The following is a 22,027-nucleotide window of genomic DNA, read 5'->3' as shown; positions in this document are numbered from 1 at the left end:
AGATGGCCGATCCGGCGGCCGGGGATTCACTCCGTGACGGCGTACGCCTCCGCCGACCACAGCGAGTACCCGTACGGCGTGGCCCGCTTCTCGCCCTGCACCCGTACGAAGCGCACGTCGCGCTCGTCCATGCGGACGCTCTCGCGACCGCCCCGGCCGTCCCGTACCGCGGCGGCCGTGCGCCAGCGGCGGCCGTCCGGCGAGACCTGGACCCGGTACGCCGAGGGGTGGGCGTCCTGCCAGCGCAGCACCACCCGTCCGAGGCGTGCCGGGCGGGGCAGCTCGACCTGCCACCAGGCGCCGTCGTCGACCGGGGAGGACCAGCGCGTGTCCGGGTCGCCGTCGTTCGCCGCCGACGCCGGGAAGTCGGGCGTCTCGTCGCCCGAGGAGCGGGCGGTGCCGGTGCGGGCCAGGTCGGGGCCGCCGGTGGGCGGGAAGGCGCGGACGGTGAGCGTGCGGGTCGCGTCCGCGAAGCGCAGCCGGACGTCGTACGACCGCATCGGCGTGCCGCGGGGCACGGTCACCTCGACCGGGACCTCCACGGTCGTGCCACGGGGCACGGTCACCTCGGTGCTCGGCACCCGGACCCGGACGCCCTCGGGTGCCTCGACGGTGAGCCGGCCGCGGGCGTCGGCCGGACGCAGCGAGCCGAGCCCGGCCGTCAGCCGCCGGACCCGGCCGGTCTCGGCGTCCACGCGGTCGCGCGTCAGCTCCAGGGAGGCGGCCGGGGAGTCCGCGAACCACGGAACGAGATGCCGCACACGGGACGGGGCGGCCCCGACGACCCGCACGGCGTCCACCACGACCCGGCTCGCACCGGCCCCACCGGCGCCCCGCCGCTCCTGCTCCGGCCCGGGGTTCCCACCCGTGTCCGGTTCCGTCGTCGATCGGCCGGGTTTCCCGCCCGTGTCCGGTTCCGTCGTCGATCGGCCGGGCTTCCCGCCAGCGCCCGGCTCCGTCGTCTCCCGGTCGGGGTCCCGTCCGGGCGTGGTGCGCGGGCGCAGTTCGCTGGCGCCGGAGGGGGACAGGTGGCCGAGGGGCTGCCAGCCCCGGCCGGGTACGTGGACCTCGGCGGTGCCCTCCGTGCCGGGATCGGTCAGGATCGTCACGGCGGTCAGGGAACGGGGGTGCGGGAAGCGCAGCGTGCGGCCGTCGCCGGGGTCGCGGAGCGGCTCGTGGTCGATGCCCGCCCAGGCGGCGTACGACTTCTGCGCCCGCTGCAGGAACGGGTCGAGCACGTCCCCACCGACCTCGACCCGGGCCGACTCCAGCCGGGCCCGCAGACCGCCGAGCCCGCGGTACGCCGTCCAGGCCGCCGCCGCGTCCCCGGCGCGCTGCGCGTCCAGCATGTCGAGCGCGGTCGCGCCCGCCTCGCCGTACCGCGCCAGCTGCCCCGCCCAGGGGCCGACCTCCCTGGCCAGGGCCGTGCCCGACAGCCGCCGGGGCAGCTCGCGCAGCACCGTGAAGGCCTCGCGCAGCCGGCGCGCGGCGGTGTCGTCCCCGCCGGTGCCGCCCGCCGTGCGGGCCTGCCAGTACGCCTCGGTCAGCGGGCGCAGATACGCCGACTCCTGCTCGTCCAGCACCGACGACGCGTCGTTGCCGGCGAGCGCGGCCAGGGCCTGTTCGCGGCGCCGGTCCCCGCCCGCGAGGTCGGCGATCGCGGCCCGCCAGGACTCGCCCGGCCGGTAGCCGCGCGGGTTCCAGGCGAAGTCCGCGGCGGTGAACAGCGGGATGCGGGACGCCTCCGGCTGCTGCATCGCGTTGGCGAGCAGGGCGGCCGAACCGGTCGCCACGGCCGGCTCCCGGCCCCGGTACGGGCCGAGGAAGATGCGGCCCGGGTCGTAGTCGTTGACCGGGTAGTTGTCCATCGTGACCAGCGGGTGCCGGAACGCCTCCCGCGCGGCGGCCAGTTCACGGCCCGTGATGGTGCGCGGCACCACCCCGACGCCCGTCCACGCCACCTCGGCCCCCTCGGCCAGCGCGCCCGCCAGCGCCCGCCGGTAGTCGGTCGTGCCGTCCTCGTAGTACTCGGTCGGCATCAGGGACAGCCCGGCCGCCCCGGGATGCCGGTCCGCCAGGTGCCGGGCCACCGCGTTCGCCACCCGGGCCTGCGCCCGCGCGGCCGCCTCCGGGCCGGAGCCGAACCGCTCGGCGTCCGCCTCGCAGTGCCACTCGCTGTAGCTGACGTCCTGGAACTGGAGCTGGAAGGCCCGGAACCCCAGCGCCCACATCGCGTCCAGTTTCCGCGTCAGCGCCCGCACGTCGGCGTCCGACGCGAAGCACATCGCCTGCCCCGGGGCCACCGCCCAGCCGAGCGTGACGTGGTTGCGGCGCGCCCGCTCGGCCAGCTCCCGGAACCCGGCCCGCTGCTCCGCCGGGTACGGCTCGCGCCAGCGGGCCTGCCGGTAGAGGTCGTCGCCGGGGGCGTACAGGTAGCGGTTCTGCTTGGTGCGGCCCATGAAGTCGAGCTGCGCCAGCCGCTGCCGGTGCGTCCACGCGGTGCCGTAGAAGCCCTCCGTGATGCCGCGTACGGCGGTGCCGGGCCAGTCCCGTACGACGGCCGCCGTGATCGTGCCGTCGGGGCGCAGCAGCCGGCGCAGCGTCTGCACGGCGTGGAACAGGCCGTCCTCGCCGGTGCCGGTGAGGCTGACGCCGCCCGGGCCCACGGACAGCTCGTACCCGCCGGAGGGGAGCGCGTGGCGGTCGCCGGGGCGCACGGGTTCCGTCCGCGCCCGGACGAGCAGGGCCCCGGGCGCCGCGGAGTCCGTGATGCGGCGGGCCCCGGCCTGCCGCAGCAGCTCGCGCAGGGCCTCGACGGCCGGACGGTCCGCCCGCGCGTCCGCGACCAGGGCGACCTCGTCCGGCACCGCGACCGGGGCGCCGTTCGCCCGCAGGGACTGCGGGCGCGGCCACACCGCGAGGCCCGCCGCCCCGGCCGTGTCGGATGTCGGCGCGGTCGGCGCGGTGGCCGTACCGGGAGCCGGCGGTGCCGCCACCGCCGCGGGCGGGGCGCCGAGGCTGCCGGCGACGACGGCGACCGCCAGGGCAGCCGCCCGCTTCCCACGCCGCAGTCCCACAGGCCCCCCCTCCACAGGTGTTCGACCAGGAGAACGAGCCCACCACCCGGCCGGTGAGAGTGTCAACGAGAGTGGCCGCTCTGACCGGATTCGACGGAATATGGTCAGAGCGGAGGGGAGTGAAATGTGAGCAGAAGCACGATGTTCGGCCCAGGGCGTCTGCCTTCGCGTCGACTGGGTAGGGCTGCGATAACCCGTCGAATGCCGTACCCGACAAGGAGGCCCCCGTGGCTGCGATGACTTTCCTTCCGCTCCCGGCCCCGTCCAAACCCGTGGCGGACCCGTCCGCCGACCTCGACGACCCCCACTACGACGAATCCCCCTACGACGACCCCCACTACTGCGTCTTCAGCTCCGAGAGCACCTGCACCGAGCCCCCGCTGACCAGCGAGCCCCCGCTGCCCGACGCCGAACCCCTCACCAGCGAGCCGCCGCTCGCCGAAGCCGCCCCCCTCACCAGCGAGCCCCCGGCCTTCGTCCCGGACTTCACGAGGCCCTAGATGACCGCACCCCGGCCGGCCGACGCACCCTCCGAGGACCTGTCCCGCCTCGCCGCCCTGCACGGCGTGGCCACGTCCTACAGCCCGTCCCCGGACCGCACGGTCGCGGCCTCGGCCACCGCGGTCACCCTGACCCTGGCCGCCCTCGGCGTGGACGCGAGCACGCCCGGCGCCGTCCGCGCCGCGCTCGCCGCCCGCGAGCGGGAACAGGCCGCGAGGCTGCTGCCGCCGACCGTCGTCGGCTGGGGCGGCAGCCCCCCGGCCGCCCTCGCCGCACTCCCCGAGGGCAGCCGGCTGCGCATCGACACCGAGCAGGGCGAGACGCGCGCCTCGGCGGAGCAACTCCCGCCCGGCGTCCACCGGCTGACCGCCACCGCCCCCGACGGCCGCACCGCGGACGCCCACCTGATCGTCGCCCCGCCCCGCCTGCCCACCCCCACCGGACGCTCCTACGGACTCCTCGTCCAGCTCTACTCCCTGCTGTCCCGCCGCTCCTGGGGCATGGGCGACCTCGGCGACCTCGCCGAACTGGCCGGCTGGGCCGGCCGGTCCCTCGGCGCCGGATTCGTCCAGGTCAACCCGCTGCACGCGGCCGTCCCCGGCGCCCCCACCGACCCCTCCCCCTACCGCCCCTCCTCACGCCGCTTCCCCGACCCCGTCCACCTGCGGATCGAGGACGTCCCCGAGACCGCGTACGCCGAGGACCCCGAGCGGCTGCGCGCGCTGCTGGAGAGATCCGGCCGGCTGCGCGCCGCCGTACTGGAGAAGGGCGCCCTGATCGACCGGGACGCCGTGTGGGAGCTCAAGCGGGAGGCGCTGGAACTGCTCCACGCCGTCCCCCTCGGCCCCGGCAGACGCGCCGCCTACTGCGACTTCCTCGCCGAGCAGGGCCAGGCCCTGGAGGACCACGCCACCTGGTGCGCGCTCGCCGAGGTGCACGGCTCCGACTGGCACCGCTGGCCGACCGGCCTGCGCGACCCCCGCTCCGCCGACACCACCCGCGCCCGCAACGGCCTCATGGACCGCGTCGACTTCTGGTCCCGGCTCGCCTGGCTCACCGACACCCAGCTGACCGCCGCCCAGCGCGCCGGCCGCGAGGCCGGGATGCCGGTCGGGATCGTGCACGACCTCGCCGTCGGCGTCCACCCCGGCGGCGCCGACGCCTGGGCGCAGCAGGAGTACTTCGCCGCCGGCATGTCCGTCGGCGCCCCACCGGACGCCTTCAACGCCCGCGGCCAGGACTGGGGCCTGCCCCCCTGGCGCCCCGACCGCCTCGCCGAGTCCGGCTACGCCCCCTTCCGCGAGCTGCTGCGCGCCCTGTTCCGCTACGCCGGAGCCATGCGCATCGACCACGTCATGGGCCTGTTCCGCCTCTGGTGGGTCCCCCAGGGCCACCCGCCCACCGAGGGCACCTACGTCCGCTACGACGCCGAGGCCATGCTCGCCGTCCTCGTCCTGGAGGCCTCCCGGGCCGGGGCCCTGGTCATCGGCGAGGACCTCGGCACCGTCGAACCCGGCGTCCGCGAGGCCCTGCGCGAGCGCGGCGTGCTCGGCACGTCCGTCCTGTGGTTCGAACGCGACTGGGAGGGCGACGGCCGCCCCCTGCCCCCCGAGAGCTGGCGCGCCGACTGCCTCGCCACCGCCACCACCCACGACCTGCCCTCCACCGCCGCCCGCCTCACCGGCGAGCACGTCGAGCTCCGCGACAGCCTCGGCCTGCTGACCCGCCCGCTGGAGACGGAACGCGCCGAGGCCGCCGCCGACACGGCCGAGTGGCTGTCCCTGCTCTCCGAACTCGGCCTGCTGCACGGCACCGGCGGCGGCACCGACACCTCCTCGGAGGAGGCCGAGATCCAGGCCGTCCACCGCTTCCTGCTGCGCACCCCGGCCCGCATGGTCGGCGTCTGGCTCCCGGACGGCGTCGGCGACCGCCGCCCGCAGAACCTCCCGGGGACCTGGGACCAGTACCCGAACTGGCGCCTGCCGATCGCCGACGCGCAGGGGCGCCCCGTGACACTGGAGGACCTCGCCGCCTCGCCGCGGCTGCACGCGCTGATGGAGGTGCTCAGAGACGCCGGCACCTGACGCCGGGCTCCTTACGGCACCCCGGACGCGCGTCCCCGGTCGGCGTTGGATACTTTGACACCGTGGACAAGAAGAACGCCCTGCGCGCCGGCGCCCTGGCAGCCGGTACGACGCTGATGATGCTGCTCATGTCGTCCCCCGCGAGTGCGCTCACCCGCGACGACGGTGACGACCCCGGCCCGGGCCTGAGCGTCATCGAGACGCTGGGCCTGTTCGTCGTGGCCCCGATCGTGCTGTACCTGGTCATCGCCGGACTGGTGATGATCGGCGACAAGTCGCACAAGAAGAAGGACCCGACCAGCTCCAACATCAGCACCAAGTCCGGCGAAAAGGCCGACGCGAAGGCCTGACGCGGGGCTTCGCGTCGCCCGGACCGCCGCAGGGCTTTCCGAGGGCGTCGTCCGCAGCGTACGTACGTGTGATTTCGCCGTACGTGTGCCGCAGGCGGCGCCTTCGTCTTTTCGCCCCCTCCCGCTTCCATCCCTTCGCCATGCGCGCCTTCGCGCCGTCGCTCCTAAGGGTGCGGGGCCGTCAGATAGCGCTGCACGGTGGGTGCCAGCCACGCCACGATCTCCTCGCGGGTCAGTGCCACGGCAGGCGGGAACCGCAGGACGTACCGGGTCAGGGCCAGCCCCAGCAGCTGCGCGGCGGTGAGCGCGGCGCGCGTCGCGGTCTGCTCGGGATCGGGGCACACCCGGCGGGCGACCGGCATCACCTGGTCGCGGAAGACGCCCTGCATGCGCTCGGCCCCGGCCTGGCTGCCGGCACCGACCCGGAGCAGGGCGGTGAGCACCTCGTTGCCCTCCCACTGGTCGAGGAAGTGCGCCACGAGGACGCGGCCGACCTCCTGCCGGGGCAGCGTGCCCAGGTCGGGCAGCCTGATGTCCACGGCGACGGCCGCCGCGAACAGGCCCTCCTTGCTGCCGTAGTAGCGCATCACCATCGACGGGTCGATCTTCGCGTCCCGGGCGATGGCGCGGATGGTGGCCCGCTCGTACCCGTCGGACGCGAAACGCTCGCGGGCGGCGTCGAGGATGGCGGCGCGGGTGGCGTCGGAACGCCGGGCGGGGGCCGGGGCGGGGGCCGGGGGGCTGCTGCTGGCTGACGTGCTGTCGGGCATGTTGGCGAGCGTAGGACAACACTCGTGGGCCAACAACCGTTGACGCGGCCCGGTGGGCGCCGTACGTTGGTCAACGAGCGTTGGCAAACAGTTGTTGGCAACCGGCTGTTGGTAACCGGCTGTTGGTAACCGAGCGTTGGCAACCGGCTGTTGGCAAGTCGGCTGTCGGCAACCAACTACCATTGGCAAACCGCCCGCCCGCACCCGCCGTTGGCAACCAGCTGTTGGCCCACGCGTGTTGACCAACGTACGTTGGCCCCAGGGAGGCCCTGATGAACGGCACCACCCGCTCCGTGATCGTCGTCGGCTCCGGCCCCACCGGTCTGCTCCTCGCCGGCGACCTCGCCACCGCCGGAGTCCCCGTCACCGTCGTCGAGAAGCGCCCGCACCGGATCAGCAACCTCTCCCGCGCCTTCGTCCTGCACGCCCGCACCCTGGAGCAGTTCGACGCCCGGGGGATGGCCGACGAACTGGAGCGGGTGGGCCGGCGGCTCGCCCGGTTCCGCCTCTACGGCCGCCTCTCCCTCGACCTGACCGCGCTGCCCTCGCGGTTCAACCACATCCTGGTCCTCCCGCAGTACGAGGTGGAGGAGGTGCTGGAGCGGCGGGCGGCCGAGGCCGGGGCGCGGTTCCGTCACGAGACCGAGGTGACCGGGCTGACGCAGGACGCCGAGGGCGTGACGGTCGAGGTCCGGGGGCCCGGGGGCGGTACGGAGTCGCTGCGGGCGGCGTACGTCGTCGGGGCCGACGGGATGCGCAGCACCGTGCGGAACGCGGTCGGGCTGCCCTTCCCCGGCCGCTCGGTGATCCGCTCCCTCATGCTCGCGGACGTACGGGTCGCCGAGCAGCCCGGCGAACTGCTCACCTTCAACGCCGTCGGCGACGCTTTCGCCTTCCTCGTCCCCTTCGGCGACGGCTACCACCGCGTCATCTGCTGGGACGGGGGGCGTGAACTCCCCGACGACGCGCCCGTCGGCCTCGACGAGATCAAGGCGACCACCCGGCGCGCCCTCGGTCGGGACTTCGGTATGCACGACCCCCGCTGGATGTCCCGCTTCCACAGCGACGAGCGCCAGGCCCCGGCCTACCGCGCGGGCCGGGTCTTCCTCGCCGGGGACGCCGCGCACGTCCACACCCCGGCCGGCGCCCAGGGCATGAACACCGGCCTCCAGGACGCGGCCAACCTGAGCTGGAAGCTGGCCGCCGTCCTCAAGGGGCACGCGGACGACGCCCTCCTCGACAGCTACCAGGCCGAGCGCCACCCCGTCGGCCGGGCGGTGCTGCTGAGCAGTGGCGGCATCGTGCGTGCCGCCATGGCCAAGCGGCCCTGGACGATCGCCCTGCGCACGGCCGCCGCCTCCGTGGTCGACACCGTGGGCCCGGTGCGGCGCAAGGCGCTCGGCCAGGTCACCGGCATCGGCTACCGCTACCCCGCGCCCCGGGGCGCCCACCGCTTCACCGGCCGGCGGGCGCCCGACGTCGCCCTGGCCGGCGGTACGCGTCTGCACGAGGCCCAGCGCGGTGGCCGGTTCGTGCTGATCACCCCGGAGGAGTTCGAGACGCGGGCCGAGCGCAAGGACCGGCTGGCCGTCGAACGCTGGGCCAGCGACCGTCGTACGACCGTGCTGGTGCGGCCGGACGGGTATGTGGCGTGGGCGGCGGAGTCGGCGGACGAGCGGACGGTCGAGACGGCCCTCGCCGCGCACGTGGGGTGAGACGGCGCGCCTCCCCGGCCGGGCGCGCCTCCCCGGCCGGGTGCGGCTCCACGACGGTGGGCGCCGTTCCTGCGGCGGGCGCTGCTATCCCTCCGCGGACCGGAGCAACTCGCGCAGCAGGCCGGCCAGTTGGCCGGCCTGTTCGGTGTCCAGCGCCGACAGGGCCTCGGTCTGCGCCGCGAGGCCCGCGGCGACCGCCTCGTCGACCAGGGCCAGGCCCTTGTCGGTGAGGGTGACGTGCAGACCGCGGCGGTCGTGCGGGTCGGGGGAGCGGCGCAGCAGGCCCGCGCGCTCCAGCTTGTCCAGGCGGCCGGTCATGCCGCCGGTCGTGAGCATCAGCGTCGCGGAGAGCTGCCGGGGCGAGAGCGTGTAGGGCTCTCCGGAGCGGCGCAGGGTGGCCAGGACGTCGAACTCCCCGCGGGAGATGCCGAACGACGCGTACGCCTTCGTCGCCCGGTCCGCCATCGCGTGCGAGATGCGGTTGACCCGGCCGAAGACCTCCATGGCGGTGGTGTCCAGGTCGGGCCGGACCTTCGCCCACTGCTCGATGATCGCGTCGACGGGGTCCTTGCGCTGCTCCGGGCGTTCGCTCATGGCACGAGTATCGGTGCCCCCTCGGTCACCCGCAAGAAAGTAGCTTGACTGAAAGTTGCTTAGCGCTAAGCTACTTTCCACTGACCTACCCGAAGGGTGCTTCCCATGGCCGCGTCCCGCCCCGCTCTGATCGCCCTCACCGCCCTCGCACCCGTGTCCTGGGGCACGACCTACGCGGTCACCACCGAGTTCCTCCCGGCCGACCGCCCCCTGTTCACCGCCCTGATGCGGGCCCTGCCCGCCGGTCTGCTGCTGCTCGCCCTCGCCCGGGTGCTGCCGCGCGGTGCCTGGTGGTGGAAGGCGGCGGTGCTGGGCGCGCTGAACATCGGCGCCTTCTTCCCGATGCTGTTCCTCTCCGCGTACCGGCTGCCCGGGGGGCTCGCGGCGGTCGTCAGCTCGGCCGGTCCGCTCTTCGTGGCAGGCCTCTCGGCGGTGCTGCTCGGACAGCGGCCGTCGGCGCGCACGCTGCTCACCGGGGTCGCGGCCGCGTTCGGCGTCAGCCTGGTCGTGCTGCGGGCGGCCGGGGCGCTGGACGCGCTGGGACTGCTGGCGGCCCTCGCCGCCACCGCCTCGATGTCGGCCGGGACCGTGCTCACCCAGCGGTGGGGGCGTCCCGAGGGCGTCGGCCCGCTGGCCCTCACCGGCTGGCAGCTGACCGCGGGCGGCCTGCTCATCGCGCCCCTCGCCCTCCTGGTCGAGGGCGCGCCGCCCGCGCTGGACGGCCGGGCGGTCGGCGGCTACCTCTACCTCGCCGTCGCCAACACGGCGGTCGCGTACTGGCTGTGGTTCCGCGGCATCGGCCGTCTGACCGCCACGCAGGTCACCTTCCTCGGCCCGCTCTCGCCGCTGACCGCGGCCGTGGTCGGCTGGGCGGCGCTGGGGCAGGCGCTGACGCCGGTGCAGCTGGTGGGCATGGGGCTGGCCCTCGGGGCGACGGTGGCGGGGCAGTTCGTCACGCCGCGCGCGGCGCGTACGTTCCGTGTCCCTGGAAAGCCCGCTCGCAAGGACGCGTCGGACGTCACGGACGGGGCGCTGCGACGGTAGACGAAGGGGCGCCCGGGTGTACCGGGCGCCCCTGGGGAAGCCGTCGGGCTACTGCCCGGTCGCCGCGTCCGCCCGCTGCGCCCGCAGCGCGCGCTCCACACCGGCCCGCGACTCCGAGACCAGGCGCCGCAGGGCCGCGTTCGGCTCGGCGGAGTCCAGCCAGGCGTCCGTCTTGTCCAGGGTCTCCTGGGAGACCTGCACGGTCGGGTAGAGGCCGACCGCGATCTGCTGGGCCATCTCATGGGAGCGGGACTCCCAGATGTCCTTGACCACCTCGAAGTAGCGGTCCGCGTACGGGGCGAGCAGCTCGCGCTGGTCGGTCTGGACGAAACCGCCGATGACCGCCTCCTGCACGGCGTTCGGCAGCTTGTCGGAGTCGATGACCGACGCCCACGCCTCCGCCTTGGCCTCCGGCGTCGGACGGGCCGCGCGGGCCGTGGCCGCGTGACGCTCACCGGCGGCCGTCTTGTCCCGCTCGTACTCGCCCGCGATCTCCGTCTCGTCGAACCGGCCGACCGCCGCGAGCCGCTGCACGAACGTCCACCGCAGCTCCGTGTCGACGACCAGGCCCTCGATCGTCTGCGAGCCCTCCAGCAGCGCGTCCAGCAGGTCCAGCTGCTCGGGCGTGCGGGCCGTCGCCGCGAACGCCCGCGCCCACGCCAGCTGGTGGTCGCTGCCCGGCGCCGCCGCCCGCAGGTGGGCCAGCGTGGCGTCGGTCCAGCGGGCCAGCAGCGCCTCGCGGGCGGCCGGGTCGGCGTACAGGTCGATGGCCAGCTTCACCTGGCGCTGGAGCGACTGCACGACACCGATGTCGGACTCCTTGCCGATGCCGGACAGCACCAGCGAGAGGTAGTCGCGGGTCGCCAGCTCCGCGTCGCGGGTCATGTCCCAGGCCGACGCCCAGCACAGGGCGCGGGGCAGGGAGGACTCGAAGTCGCCGAGGTGCTCCGTGACGAACGCCAGCGACTGCTCGTCCAGGCGGACCTTCGCGTACGACAGGTCGTCGTCGTTGAGCAGGACCACGGCCGGGCGGCGCTTGCCGACGAGCTGCGGGACGGCGGTCAGTTCCCCGTCGACGTCCAGCTCGATGCGCTCGTCGCGGAGCAACTTGCCGCTGTCGTCGTCGAGTTCGTACAGGCCGACGGCGATGCGGTGCGGGCGCAGCGTGGGCTCGCCCTTCGCGCCGGCGGGCAGGGCCGGGGCCTCCTGGCGGATGGCGAAGGAGGTGACGACGCCGTTCGCGTCCGTCTCGATCTCCGGGCGCAGCACGTTGATGCCGGCCGTCTCCAGCCACTGCTTCGACCAGGTCTTCAGGTCGCGGCCGGAGGTCTCCTCCAGCGCGCCCAGCAGGTCGGACAGGCGCGTGTTGCCGTAGGCGTGCGCCTTGAAGTAGGCCTGCACGCCCCGGAAGAACTCGTCCTCGCCCACATAGGCGACGAGCTGTTTCAGCACCGAGGCGCCCTTGGCGTACGTGATGCCGTCGAAGTTGACGAGCACGTCGTCCAGGTCGCGGATGTCCGCCATGATCGGGTGCGTGGACGGCAGCTGGTCCTGCCGGTACGCCCAGGTCTTCATCGAGTTCGCGAACGTCGTCCACGAGTGCGGCCAGCGCGAGCCGGGCGCGGCGGCCTGGCAGGCGATCGAGGTGTACGTGGCGAACGACTCGTTCAGCCACAGGTCGTTCCACCACTCCATGGTCACGAGGTCGCCGAACCACATGTGGGCCAGCTCGTGCAGCACGGTCTCCGCGCGCGTCTCGTACGCCGCGTCCGTCACCTTCGAGCGGAACACGTACTGGTCGCGGATGGTCACCGCGCCCGCGTTCTCCATCGCGCCCGCGTTGAACTCCGGTACGAACAGCTGGTCGTACTTCTTGAACGGGTACGGGTAGTCGAACTTCTCCTGGAACCACTCGAAGCCCTGCCGGGTCACCTCGAACAGGGCGTCCGAGTCCAGGTACTCGGCGAGGGAGGGCCGGCAGTAGATGCCGAGCGGGACGGACTGGCCGTCCTTCTCGTACACGCTGTGCACCGAGTGGTACGGGCCGACGATGAGCGCCGTGACGTACGTGGAGATGCGCGGGGTCGGCTCGAAGACCCAGACGCTGTCCTGGGGCTCGGGGGTGGGCGAGTTGGAGATGACGGTCCAGCCCTCCGGCGCCTTCACGGTGAACTGGAAGGTCGCCTTCAGGTCCGGCTGCTCGAAGCTCGCGAACACCCGGCGGGCGTCCGGCACCTCGAACTGGGTGTAGAGGTAGGCCTGGTCGTCGACCGGGTCGACGAAGCGGTGCAGACCCTCACCGGTGTTGGTGTACGCGCAGTCGGCGACCACCCGGAGGATGTTGCGGCCCTTCAGCAGGCCGGGCAGGGCGATCCGGGAGTCCGCGAAGACCTCGGCGGGGTCGAGCGAGTCCCCGTTCAGCGTCACCTCGTGCACGGTCGGCGCGACCAGGTCGATGAACGACTCGGCGCCGTTGTCCGCCGTGACGTCGAAGCGCACCGTGGTCACGGACCGGTAGGTGCCGCCCTCCTGCGCGCCGGAGAGGTCGAGTTCGATCTCGTACGAGTCAACGGCGAGCAGCTTCGCCCGCTGCTGCGCCTCTTCGCGGGTCAGGTTTGTGCCAGGCACGCGGTCATCTCCTCGTTATGGGTGGGTTGCGCCATCTTTCCACGGCGGCCGGGCGTCAGGCGACGACCTGGGCGTCTCCTAGGGATACCCCTCGGGTGGCGAGTGTCCGGGCGAAGGCCCGTACCGCCGCCGACTCCCCGTCCCGGTGCCACACCAGCCCGAGCGCGGACTCCGGAACGCCCTCCACCGGTACGAACGCCACGTCCTCACGCCGGTGGTAGGAGGCCGTGGGACGGCACAGCAGCATCCCCGCGCGCCCGGCGGCGACCTGGGTCAGCCCCTCCTGGAGGGTGCTGACCGCAGGGCCCGGGACGGCGGACGGGGCGTGGGCGCCCCGCCAGTACGCCGGCGCCGGGGGACCGGCCGTGACCAGCGGTGTTTCCGCGACCTCCGCCGCCGACACCGCCGCACGGGACGCGAAAGGGTGGTCCCGGGCGACCGCCACCGTCTGCGGCCGCCGCGAGAACACCGGCCCCAGCACCAGGTCCGGCTCCCGCACCGGGAGCAGCACGACCGCCGCGTCCACCGCGCCGTCCCGCACCCCGCCGAAGGGGTCGGCGAGCGGGATCTCCACCAGGTCCGTGGCGCACCCGGGGTGCGCCGACCGGAAGGCCCGAACCGCCGCCGCCAGCCCGGCGTCCGCCGTCCCCTGGAAGCCGATCCGCAGGGCGCCCTCGACACCCCGGGCCGCCGCCCGCGCGTCCTCCACGGCCTCCCGCAGTCCGCCGTACGCCGGGCGCAGCCGCTGCACGAACCGTTCGCCGAGCGGGGTCAGGGCGACCCGGCGGCTGGTGCGGTGCACCAGCCGGCCGCCCACCCGGCGCTCCAGCGCGCTCACCAACTGGCTCACCCGGCTCTGCGAGACGTACAGCCGCTCACCCGTCCGGCCGAAGTGCAGCTCCTCGGCCAGGACCAGGAAGCACTCCAGCTCACGCAACTCCAGCCCCGCCACGGCGGTTTCCCTCCCGTTCGGATCGATCAGTCCCGCTCATGGAAGGGTGAGGACTTCGCCGTTGTTCCCGGGCGGGCGCCGCAAAAGGGTGGAGGCATGCCTTCCACGACGTCCGCGACGGTCCCGCAGGGGACCGACGCCGCCTCATCATCTTCCCGCCCCTGGTCCGCTGTCCTGGCCCTCGCCGCCGCCACCTTCGCCGTCGTCACGACCGAGATGCTCCCGGTCGGCCTGCTCACCCCGCTCGGCGCCGGCCTGCACGTCTCCGCCGGCACGGCCGGGCTCGCCGTCACCCTGCCCGGCCTCGTCGCCGCGGCGAGCGCGCCCCTGCTGCCCCTCGCGGTCCGCCGCGCCGACCGGCGCACCGTGCTGTGCGTCCTGCTGCTCCTGCTCGCGGCCGCCAACCTGCTCTGCGCCCTCGCCCCGAACCTCGCCGTCCTGCTGCTCGCGCGCGCCCTGGTCGGGGTGTGCATCGGCGGGGTGTGGGCGATCGCGGCCGGGCTGGGGGCGCGGCTCATGCCGCCGGAGCGGGCCGGGCGGGCGACCGCGCTGATCTTCAGCGGGATAGCCGTCGCCTCGGTGCTCGGCGTCCCCGCGGGCACCCTGCTCGGATCCCTCGCGGGCTGGCGCTGGGCCTTCGCGGCGCTGGCCGCCCTGGCGCTCGCGGTGACGGCGGCCCTGTTCCTCCTGCTGCCCCCGCTGCCGCCGGGCAGCCCCGTCCGCCCGGGCACCTTCGCGGGACTGCTGCGCACGGCGGGCGTGGCGCGCGGACTGCTGGCCGTGCTGCTCCTGGTCACCGGCCACTTCGCCGCCTACACGTACGTCCGCCCGGTGCTGGACCGCGTCCCGGGCCTCGGCGCGGGCACCTTCAGCACCCTCCTCCTCGGCTACGGCATCGCCGGAGTCGCCGGCACCTTCGCCGGCGGCGCACTGGCCGCCCGCGACCCCCGCAGGACCCTGCCCGCCATCGCGGCCGGGCTCGGCACGGTGGTGCTGCTGCTGATCCCGGCGGCCGGTTCCCTCACCGCTGCCACGGCGCTGCTCGTGCTGTGGGGCCTGGTCTACGGGGGCGTCTCGGTCTCCGCCCAGAACTGGCTGTCGGCGGCGGCGCCCCGGGCACGCGAGGCGGGATCGGCGCTGTTCGCGGGGGTCTTCAACACGGCGATCGCGCTCGGGGCGTTCACGGGCGGCCGCACGGCGGACGCGCTGGGGCCGACGGCGGTGCTGGCGGTCGGCGGCGCACTGGCGCTGCTGGCCCTGCCGGCGGCGCTGAGCGCGGGAACACGACGTCCGGATCCCGCCGGTGACCCGGCCCCGCGCGAGCGAGTCTGATCTACATGCCGACGACGACGACATACACCCCACGCCCCATCGACCCGCAGGCCCTGAAGGAACTGCGCACGACCGACGACGCGGGCCGCCCCACGGCCCCCTTCACCGACCCCGAGGGCGACGCCCCGCTCCGCTGCTGCCTGCGCCGCAGCGAGCCCGGGGAGCGGATCGCCCTGGTCTCCTACGCGCCCCTGCGCCGCTGGGCGTCCGCCACGGGAGCCGAACCGGGGCCCTACGACGAACAGGGCCCGGTCTTCATCCACGCCGACCCCTGCGAGTCCTCGGCCGACGGCACCCTGCCCTTCACCAACGCCCACCGGGTACTGCGCCGCTACTCCACACAGGGGCACATCCTGGGCGGGCGGCTGGTCGAGAGCCCGGCCGCCTTCGAACAGGCCCTCGCGGAAGCGTTCGACGACCCGTCCGTGGCGCTCGTCCACGTCCGGGCCGTCGAGTACGGGTGTTTCCTCTACGAGGTGCGCAGGGACTAGCCCTTCAGCTCCGCCGCCACCAGTTCCGCGATCTGTACGGCGTTCAGTGCCGCGCCCTTGCGGAGGTTGTCGTTGGAGACGAACAGGGCCAGGCCGTTGTCCACCGTCTCGTCGCGGCGGATGCGGCCGACGTAGGACGGGTCCTTGCCGGCGGCCTGGAGGGGGGTCGGGATGTCGGAGAGTTCGACGCCCGGGGCGTCCTTCAGCAGCTCCGTCGCGCGCTCCGGGGAGATCGGGCGGGCGAAGCGGGCGTTGACCTGGAGGGAGTGGCCGGAGAAGACCGGGACGCGCACGCAGGTGCCGGAGACCTTCAGCTCGGGGATCTCCAGGATCTTGCGGGACTCGTTGCGGAGCTTCTGCTCCTCGTCGGTCTCGTTCAGGCCGTCGTCGACGATCGAACCGGCCAGCGGCAGCACGTTGAAGGCGATGGGGCGCTTGTAGACGCCGGGCTCCGGGAAGTCGACGGCCTCGCCGTCGTGCGTGAGCTGGTCCGCGTCGGCGACGACCTTCTGCGTCTGCCCGTGCAGCTCGGCCACGCCCGCGAGGCCGGAGCCGGACACCGCCTGGTACGTGGCGACGACGAGGGCTTCGAGGCCCGCCTCTTCGTGCAGCGGGCGCAGGACCGGCATCGCGGCCATCGTCGTGCAGTTCGGGTTGGCGATGATGCCCTTGGGGCGGTTCTTGATCGCGTGCGGGTTCACCTCGGAGACGACCAGCGGGACCTCCGGGTCCTTGCGCCACGCCGAGGAGTTGTCGATCACGACGGCGCCCTGGGAGGCGACCTTCTCGGCCAGCGCCCGGGACGTGGCACCGCCCGCGGAGAACAGCACGATGTCCAGGCCGGTGTAGTCGGCGGTCGCCGCGTCCTCCACCGTCACGCCGTCCAGCTCCGTCCCCGCCGAGCGGGCCGAGGCGAACAGGCGCAGCTCCGTGACCGGGAAGTTCCGCTCCTTGAGGATCCTGCGCATGACCGTGCCCACCTGTCCGGTGGCTCCGACGATTCCGACCCTCACGGTGACTCCCTCTCCTGCGTCTCTTCACGTGCTCGTTGCTTGGCCGAGGCTTTTCCATCATGCGGCCGACCACGGCCCGTCTGTCCACTTCTTTCCCGGGACTGCCCGGGGAGTGGGACGACGTGTCCGGCTCCATGGTTGCGGACCTGCGGTGTCGACCCCGCTGAGCTGGAGATATTCGTCCGGCGGGGGTCGCGCGCCGCAAGCTCGCCTGCCCCTGTCGAGTCTCGGCCACACGGAAGTGTGACGTACGCCTCTGTCGCCTCGGCGGAACCGGCAGGAAAGTCGGCCGAACGTTCCGGGCCGTGGCGGCGTCGTAGGAGAAACACGGTGAGGGGGGTGGCTTGTGCTGCTGCGCGGAAGAGCCCGGCGCGGCCGGGAGGAGGCGCACGCCGGTGCCGGTGCCGGCGACGGTCCGCCGGGCGACGTTGTTCCGCTGAACGACGCCGATCAGCGCAACGACGCCGATCAGCGCAACGACGCCGATCAGCTGAACGGCGCCGATCCGCTGGACGCGGCCCAGGAGCGCCGGGTGCGGGCGGTGCTCGCGCTGGGCGGCGTGCCGCAGGCGGACCTGCCGGACGGGGTACAGCAGGTCCGCCTGCGCCTGCTGGAGCGGGCCGCGAGCGGGCGGGAGGCGCCGCGGGACGTCTCGGCGTGGGCGGCGGTCGTGGCCTCCAACCTCGCCATGGACTGGCACCGGGCCAAGCGCCGCCAGGAGCGGCTCGGGGAGCGGCTGGCCGCCCTGCGGCAGCCGGCCCACCCCTCCGGCGAGGACACGAGCGTGCTCTCCGTCGCCGTCGCCCAGGGTCTGGACGCGCTGCCCGACGCCCAGCGGCAGGTCGTGGTCCTGCGTTTCTACGCCGACCTGCCGGTCCGGTCCATCGCCGAGCAGCTCGGCGTCCCGGAGGGCACGGTCAAGAGCAGGCTGCACACGGCGGTACGGGCCCTGCGCGCCCGCCTGCACGAGGACGAGGTGGTGTGACATGACCGCCCGGAACGACGACGACCGGCACCACGCCGGGAGCGACGACGGTGGCGAGCGCGGCGGTGGCGTCTACGACGGTGGCGCGTACGACGGCCTGGATCCGCTGATGGCCGTGCTCGTCGGCGATCCCCTGCCGTCGGCGGCCCGCCGTGACGCGGGCTTCATGGCCGCTCACCGCGCGGCTGCCGCGGACGTGGCGCTGCTGCGGGAGCAGCTGGGGCTGATCGGGGACACCCTGGCGCAACAGGCCGGAGCCGACCCGTCCGCGAGGCCGGCGCAGACGGTGCCTGAGGCGGTGCCGGCGGCTGAGGCGGTGCCCGAGACGGAGTCGGGCGGTGGCGCGACGGTGACGCCGCTGTCGGTGCGGCCCCGACCCCGACCTCGGACCCGACCCGGCCCCCGGACCCGCCCCCTGGTTCTGGCCCTGCGCGGCCTCGCCGCGGCCGCGGTCGCCGCCGCGGTCGTGGGCCTGGGCTGGGTCGTCGTGCAGAGCGGTGCCGGGGCGGGGAACGACACGGCCAGCAGCTCGGCGGCCGACAGCGGGGCCCGTGCGGAGAGCGGCGCCGGGTACGGGGCCGAGGAGGGCAAGCTCAGCGACGCCGGCTACCTCGCCTGCGCCCGGCTCGTCGTCGAGGGCACCGTCGCCGAGGTCGAGGCCGTCCCCGGCACCGGCCGGAACCGTGTCACCGTGGACGTGGACCGCCACTACAAGCCCGCCGAGGGCCGGGACCGGGTCGTCTTCCCCATGGACGCCGGGATCGACCCGCCGCTGCGGCCGGGCGACCACGTCCTGGTCGGCATCCGGCAGGGCCACGCGGAGCCCGACCTGTGGACGACGGACGAGAAGGAGATCGCCCGCGAACGGGCCTGGATCACGGCCGCCCTGCCCGAGTCGCGCACGTACCCGTGTGAGGAGTAGCGGCGAGGGCGGGCGCCCGTACGGACGCCCGCCCTCACCGATGGCCGTGACCGGTTACGGCACGACCTTCTCGATCTTCACGCTGCCCACGCCCGCGACCGTGCCGCGCGCGTTGACCAGCTGGATCTGGCCGAAGAACTCACGCCCCTCGGGCGCGGCCGCCGCGGCGGTGACGCTGCCCGAGACCGTGGCCGACGCGCCCGTGCCGAGCTTCACCGACGCCGAACCGTCGACGCCGACGCTGCCCAGGCTCGGAGCGAAGAACACGTCGTAGTAGTCGTAGGCGGTGGTGCCGGCCGGCACCGCGTAGCCGACGACCTCGATCGTGTACGTGCCGGCGGCCGGCGACGGGAGGGAGACCGACTCCTCGGAGTCGCCGTCGGCGGAGCTGCCGGCCAGCGTGCCGGAGGCGTCGTAGACCGCGAGGTCCAGGTCGGCGGCCGCGTCCGAGACGCCACCGATGGTGACGTCCAGGGACTTCGCGCCCGCGGGGACCTCGACGGTCGTGGTCTGCGTCTCGCCCTCCTTGATCGACGGGCGGGTCGTCTTCGCCGAGCCGAGCGGGCCGCCCACCAGCTTGCCGTCGATCGCGGCGAAGCCGTTCGTCACCTTCCAGGAGGCGGCGGCCGGGGTGCCGACCTTAGCCTCGGGCAGGGTCACGGTCTCCGGGTCGAAGGCCGCGCCGAGGACGGCGACGTCCAGCTTGTACGGGTTGTCGAGCAGCGGCGACGTACGGCGCGACTCGACCTCGATCTCCCAGACGCCCGGCTGCGGGTTCGCGTAGGAACGCACGTCGGGGCGGCAGGTGTTGGCCGGGTTCGCGTAGTTCGGGTAGCAGTTGATCGTCGACGTCGGGTCGGCCGGGACACCGTACGGGTGGATGGAGATGAACCGGGTCTGGCTCTTGTCCTTCAGCCCGCTCATCGCGACCTCGAGGGACTTCGCGCCCTCGGGGACGGTGACGAAGTAGTGGTGCGAGCTGTTGCGCTGCACCGAGTCCGAGGCGGTGAAGGTGTACTTCAGCGGCGCGGAGACCACGACCGTGTGCAGGACCTGCTTGTCGATGCCCTCGGTCTTCGGGTCGTCGACCTCCAGGATCGCGCTCTTGATGCCCGCGGACTTCGGCGCGGCCTGGACCTTGACGGTGACCGGCTTGTTCAGCGGCAGCTTCACCTCGTCGGAGCCGACGATCCGGAAGGTGCCGCCCGCGTTGTTCTCGAAGTGCAGCTCGTGCCGGATCGCCTTGGCGGCGCCGGACGTACGGGTGATCGTGACCTCGTACGTCTTCTTCTGGCCGGCCTTCAGGCCGCCCTCACGGTCGTAGAGGCCCGTGCCGTAGCCGGGCGTCTTGAGCTTGTCGTCCATCGCGGTGTCGACCGGCGCCTTGACCGTGTAGGCGTGGGAGGTGGCGCCGTCGCGGATGGCGTCCCAGGCGTCCTCGATGTTCATCAGGCCCGCGCCCTCCTCGTACGCCTGCACACCCTTGATGTGGTCGGCGGTCGAGGTGAGGGCCGTGCGCAGGGTCGCCGGGGCGAGGTCCATCTTCTTCTGCTTCGCGGCGGACAGCAGCAGCGCGGCGGCGCCGGCGGCCTGCGGGGAGGCCATCGAGGTGCCCTGGAGCATGCCGTAGCCGGCCGGCAGGGTGTAGCCCGCCTCGGCGACCGGCTGGCCCGGCATCCAGGTCTGGATCGTGTTGATCGCGGCACCCGGGGCGACCAGGGTCGGGGTGAAGCCGCCGTCCTCACGCGGGCCGCGCGAGGAGAACGGCATCAGCGCGTACTTCTTCTCCACGACCGAGCCGTAGTTGGCGGCCCAGGTCTCCTTGGAGACGGACGCGCCGACCGAGATGACCTTCTCGGCCAGGGCCGGGTCGCCGATGGTGTTGGCGCCGGGGCCGGAGTTGCCCGCGGAGATCACCAGCTGGACGCCGTAGGTGTCGATGAGGCGGGTGTACAGCTCGGCGCGCGCGTTGTTGCCGTCGTTCAGCGCCGGCAGACCGCCGATGGACATGTTGACGATGTCGACGCCGCGCTTGGTGACGAGGTCGATCATGCCCTCGGTCAGGGCGACGTTGGTGCAGCCGCCGGACCAGGTGCAGGCGCGGGAGGAGACCAGCTTGGCGCCGGGCGCGGCGCCGTTCATCTTCCCGCCGAACAGGCCGTTGGCGGCGGTGATGCCGGCCACGTGGGTGCCGTGCTCGGACTCGATGACGCCGATGTTGACGAAGTCGGCCTTGGCGCCGGCGCCGTTGTAGACGACGTCCTTGCGGATCTCCACGACGAACGGCTGCCGCTCGGCGACGTCCGTCTTCGGGTCGTCGGTGCCGAAGTACCCGATCTGGAAGCCGTCCCGGTACGGCTTCATGGCGGTGTCGTCGCCGAAGTCGTGGTTGTCGTTGAGGTCGACGCGGACCGTGCCGGCCGCCGGGTCGTACAGCACGCCCCAGTCGTCGGTCTTGTCGCCGTCGCGGTTGGCGTCTCCCGCGGCGTCACCGCCGGTGGTGTACGACTCCTTGAAGGTGCTGATCCGGTAGGAGCCCGCGGGCGCCGTCCAGGTCGTGCCGCCGTGCGTGAACGTGGGGCCCGAGACGGAGGTGTCCATCCGGCGCCAGGTGTTGTCGCTGTCCACGACCGGGTCCGTCGCCGTCACCCAGTCGACGATCTTCCGCTCGCCGGTGGTGGTCTTCTGCAGCGCCGGGTGGCCGAGGTCCACGCCGGAGTCGAGGATGCCGATGGTGATGCCGCGGCCGTCCGCCTTCGGGTGGTCCTCGACGAAGTCGACCGCGCCTGTCTCGAAGGACGGGTTGTACGGGTTCTCCGCCGGGGTCCTCCTGCCCGGCGCCGGGTAGGCGCCCGTGGCCTTGGCGCCCTTGGCGGCGTCCGCGCTCGGCGTCGGGTCGTCCAGCGGGATCTCCTCGCGCAGGTCGATGCCGTGCACGGAGGGGAGCTTGACGGCGGCGGCGATGGCCGAGTCCGCCCGGGACGTCGGGACGGTGGCGCGGACGTAGCCCAGCTTGTCGTCGGCCCGGCCGACCGCGCCGCCCTTGACCGCGTCCAGCTGACCGGCGACCTGCTCGGTCTGCCCGGGCGCGGTGGCGATCATCATCGTGACGTTCTTGTCGCCGTCGGCCTTGGCCTCGGCGAGCAGGTCCGCGTCGTCCGAACCGAGCTTGGCGTGCGCGGACTTGACGTCGGCGTCGGCCGGTGCGGCGGAGCCGGGGCCGTCGGCGGCGAAGGCCAGGGGGATCGGCCCGGCCGCGGAGAGGGCGGCGACGAGGCCGGCGGCCACGGCGATACGCGCCACTCGTCTCGGGCCCGATATCGGGTCACGCTGGGGGGTGAGGGTCATCGGCATCCCTTGTAGGTAAAGGAACGAGCGGGAGCGACCGGGTCCGATCGGTCCTGGTCGCGACCGTCCGGAACGCAAGCCCGGACGATCGCACAGCTTTACGCAAGGGACGGAAGTTTGGGGATGGTTGACCGAAACGAAATGGACGCATGGGGAAAACCCGCTATGTGCTTTACGGACATGGGGCCCGAACGCGGCGAATCGGCCCGCTCGTCGGGTGT

At 73.8% G+C, this 22,027-nt stretch carries 16 protein-coding genes; 9 read left to right on the top strand and 7 right to left on the bottom strand.

All coding sequences use genetic code 11. The features are described 5' to 3' along the window. Positions 1 to 26 precede the first annotated feature (26 nt). The gene (locus ABZ386_RS34060) at positions 27 to 3,077 is read right to left on the bottom strand and encodes a beta-N-acetylglucosaminidase domain-containing protein (RefSeq protein WP_358967432.1); all 3,051 of its coding nucleotides are present in this window, start codon (positions 3,075 to 3,077) and stop codon (positions 27 to 29) included. Between the two features lie 227 nt (positions 3,078 to 3,304). On the opposite strand from ABZ386_RS34060, the gene ABZ386_RS34055 reads away from it, so the two are divergent. The 3 genes from ABZ386_RS34055 to ABZ386_RS34045 all read left to right on the top strand — a co-directional run bounded on the left by ABZ386_RS34055 (position 3,305) and on the right by ABZ386_RS34045 (position 6,012). Further along, positions 3,305 to 3,577: a hypothetical protein gene (locus ABZ386_RS34055; RefSeq protein WP_351346419.1), complete on the top strand. Its 273-nt coding sequence runs from the start codon at positions 3,305 to 3,307 to the stop codon at positions 3,575 to 3,577. After that, positions 3,578 to 5,662, top strand: coding sequence for a 4-alpha-glucanotransferase (gene malQ / locus ABZ386_RS34050; protein WP_358967429.1), 2,085 nt, complete (start codon positions 3,578 to 3,580; stop codon positions 5,660 to 5,662). Between the two features lie 62 nt (positions 5,663 to 5,724). After that, positions 5,725 to 6,012, top strand: a complete 288-nt coding sequence (locus ABZ386_RS34045; RefSeq protein ID WP_351346415.1) for a hypothetical protein — start codon at positions 5,725 to 5,727, stop codon at positions 6,010 to 6,012. A 164-nt stretch (positions 6,013 to 6,176) separates the two neighbouring features. On the opposite strand, the gene ABZ386_RS34040 is transcribed toward ABZ386_RS34045, so the two are convergent. After that, positions 6,177 to 6,782, bottom strand: a complete 606-nt coding sequence (locus tag ABZ386_RS34040) for a TetR family transcriptional regulator (RefSeq protein ID WP_351346413.1) — start codon at positions 6,780 to 6,782, stop codon at positions 6,177 to 6,179. Between the two features lie 272 nt (positions 6,783 to 7,054). On the opposite strand from ABZ386_RS34040, the gene ABZ386_RS34035 reads away from it, so the two are divergent. Next, a complete protein-coding gene (locus ABZ386_RS34035) occupies positions 7,055 to 8,497 on the top strand; it encodes an FAD-dependent monooxygenase (RefSeq protein ID WP_358967427.1) in 1,443 nt (480 codons plus the stop codon). Between the two features lie 84 nt (positions 8,498 to 8,581). Here ABZ386_RS34035 and ABZ386_RS34030 read toward each other — a convergent pair whose 3' ends face one another. After that, entirely contained in the window at positions 8,582 to 9,091 is a 510-nt protein-coding gene (locus ABZ386_RS34030) for a MarR family transcriptional regulator (protein WP_351346409.1), read from the bottom strand. Positions 9,092 to 9,196: 105 nt separating this feature from the next. On the opposite strand from ABZ386_RS34030, the gene ABZ386_RS34025 reads away from it, so the two are divergent. Further along, positions 9,197 to 10,135, top strand: coding sequence for an EamA family transporter (locus ABZ386_RS34025; RefSeq protein WP_358967424.1), 939 nt, complete (start codon positions 9,197 to 9,199; stop codon positions 10,133 to 10,135). A gap of 48 nt (positions 10,136 to 10,183) precedes the next feature. Here ABZ386_RS34025 and pepN read toward each other — a convergent pair whose 3' ends face one another. Next, positions 10,184 to 12,763 (bottom strand): aminopeptidase N, encoded by a 2,580-nt coding sequence (pepN, locus tag ABZ386_RS34020; RefSeq protein WP_356619649.1) that lies wholly within the window; start codon positions 12,761 to 12,763, stop codon positions 10,184 to 10,186. Positions 12,764 to 12,818: 55 nt separating this feature from the next. Continuing rightward, the gene (locus tag ABZ386_RS34015) at positions 12,819 to 13,715 is read right to left on the bottom strand and encodes a LysR family transcriptional regulator (protein WP_351346403.1); all 897 of its coding nucleotides are present in this window, start codon (positions 13,713 to 13,715) and stop codon (positions 12,819 to 12,821) included. A 96-nt stretch (positions 13,716 to 13,811) separates the two neighbouring features. Here ABZ386_RS34015 and ABZ386_RS34010 point away from each other — a divergent pair, with 96 nt between their 5' ends. Beyond that, positions 13,812 to 15,047 carry an MFS transporter gene (locus ABZ386_RS34010; RefSeq protein ID WP_358967421.1) on the top strand — a complete coding sequence of 412 codons (1,236 nt, stop codon included), beginning with the start codon at positions 13,812 to 13,814 and terminating at the stop codon, positions 15,045 to 15,047. A gap of 5 nt (positions 15,048 to 15,052) precedes the next feature. Beyond that, positions 15,053 to 15,538 carry a DUF1203 domain-containing protein gene (locus tag ABZ386_RS34005; RefSeq protein WP_358967419.1) on the top strand — a complete coding sequence of 162 codons (486 nt, stop codon included), beginning with the start codon at positions 15,053 to 15,055 and terminating at the stop codon, positions 15,536 to 15,538. On the opposite strand, the gene ABZ386_RS34000 is transcribed toward ABZ386_RS34005, so the two are convergent. Next, a complete protein-coding gene (locus ABZ386_RS34000) occupies positions 15,535 to 16,551 on the bottom strand; it encodes an aspartate-semialdehyde dehydrogenase (RefSeq protein WP_114252569.1) in 1,017 nt (338 codons plus the stop codon). The two genes, ABZ386_RS34005 and ABZ386_RS34000, sit on opposite strands and share 4 nt — an antisense overlap. Positions 16,552 to 17,041: 490 nt before the next feature. Between ABZ386_RS34000 and ABZ386_RS33995 the strand changes: the two genes are divergently transcribed. Continuing rightward, positions 17,042 to 17,536, top strand: coding sequence for a sigma-70 family RNA polymerase sigma factor (locus ABZ386_RS33995; RefSeq protein WP_358967545.1), 495 nt, complete (start codon positions 17,042 to 17,044; stop codon positions 17,534 to 17,536). Between the two features lies 1 nt (position 17,537). Then, complete coding sequence (locus ABZ386_RS33990) at positions 17,538 to 18,458, top strand: hypothetical protein (RefSeq protein WP_351346396.1); 921 nt, start codon at positions 17,538 to 17,540, stop codon at positions 18,456 to 18,458. A 54-nt stretch (positions 18,459 to 18,512) separates the two neighbouring features. Here ABZ386_RS33990 and ABZ386_RS33985 read toward each other — a convergent pair whose 3' ends face one another. Further along, entirely contained in the window at positions 18,513 to 21,806 is a 3,294-nt protein-coding gene (locus ABZ386_RS33985; RefSeq protein WP_358967416.1) for a S8 family serine peptidase, read from the bottom strand. Positions 21,807 to 22,027 lie beyond the last annotated feature (221 nt).

Origin of the sequence: Streptomyces sp. NPDC006140, from assembly GCF_040628815.1 — a bacterium.
GTDB lineage: Bacteria > Actinomycetota > Actinomycetes > Streptomycetales > Streptomycetaceae > Streptomyces.
This window is presented reverse-complemented; position numbering and strand designations above follow the sequence as displayed.

What these genes read in the sequence shown, in the direction of transcription:
- ABZ386_RS34030 (WP_351346409.1), bottom strand. Translation starts at nt 9,091, where the DNA reads ATGAGCGAACGCCCGGAGCAGCGCAAGGACCCCGTCGACGCGATCATC.
- ABZ386_RS34035 (WP_358967427.1), top strand. Translation starts at nt 7,055, where the DNA reads ATGAACGGCACCACCCGCTCCGTGATCGTCGTCGGCTCCGGCCCCACC.
- ABZ386_RS33990 (WP_351346396.1), top strand. Translation starts at nt 17,538, where the DNA reads ATGACCGCCCGGAACGACGACGACCGGCACCACGCCGGGAGCGACGAC.
- ABZ386_RS34040 (WP_351346413.1), bottom strand. Translation starts at nt 6,782, where the DNA reads ATGCCCGACAGCACGTCAGCCAGCAGCAGCCCCCCGGCCCCCGCCCCG.
- ABZ386_RS34025 (WP_358967424.1), top strand. Translation starts at nt 9,197, where the DNA reads ATGGCCGCGTCCCGCCCCGCTCTGATCGCCCTCACCGCCCTCGCACCC.
- ABZ386_RS33985 (WP_358967416.1), bottom strand. Translation starts at nt 21,806, where the DNA reads ATGACCCTCACCCCCCAGCGTGACCCGATATCGGGCCCGAGACGAGTG.
- ABZ386_RS34005 (WP_358967419.1), top strand. Translation starts at nt 15,053, where the DNA reads ATGCCGACGACGACGACATACACCCCACGCCCCATCGACCCGCAGGCC.
- ABZ386_RS34010 (WP_358967421.1), top strand. Translation starts at nt 13,812, where the DNA reads ATGCCTTCCACGACGTCCGCGACGGTCCCGCAGGGGACCGACGCCGCC.
- malQ (WP_358967429.1), top strand. Translation starts at nt 3,578, where the DNA reads ATGACCGCACCCCGGCCGGCCGACGCACCCTCCGAGGACCTGTCCCGC.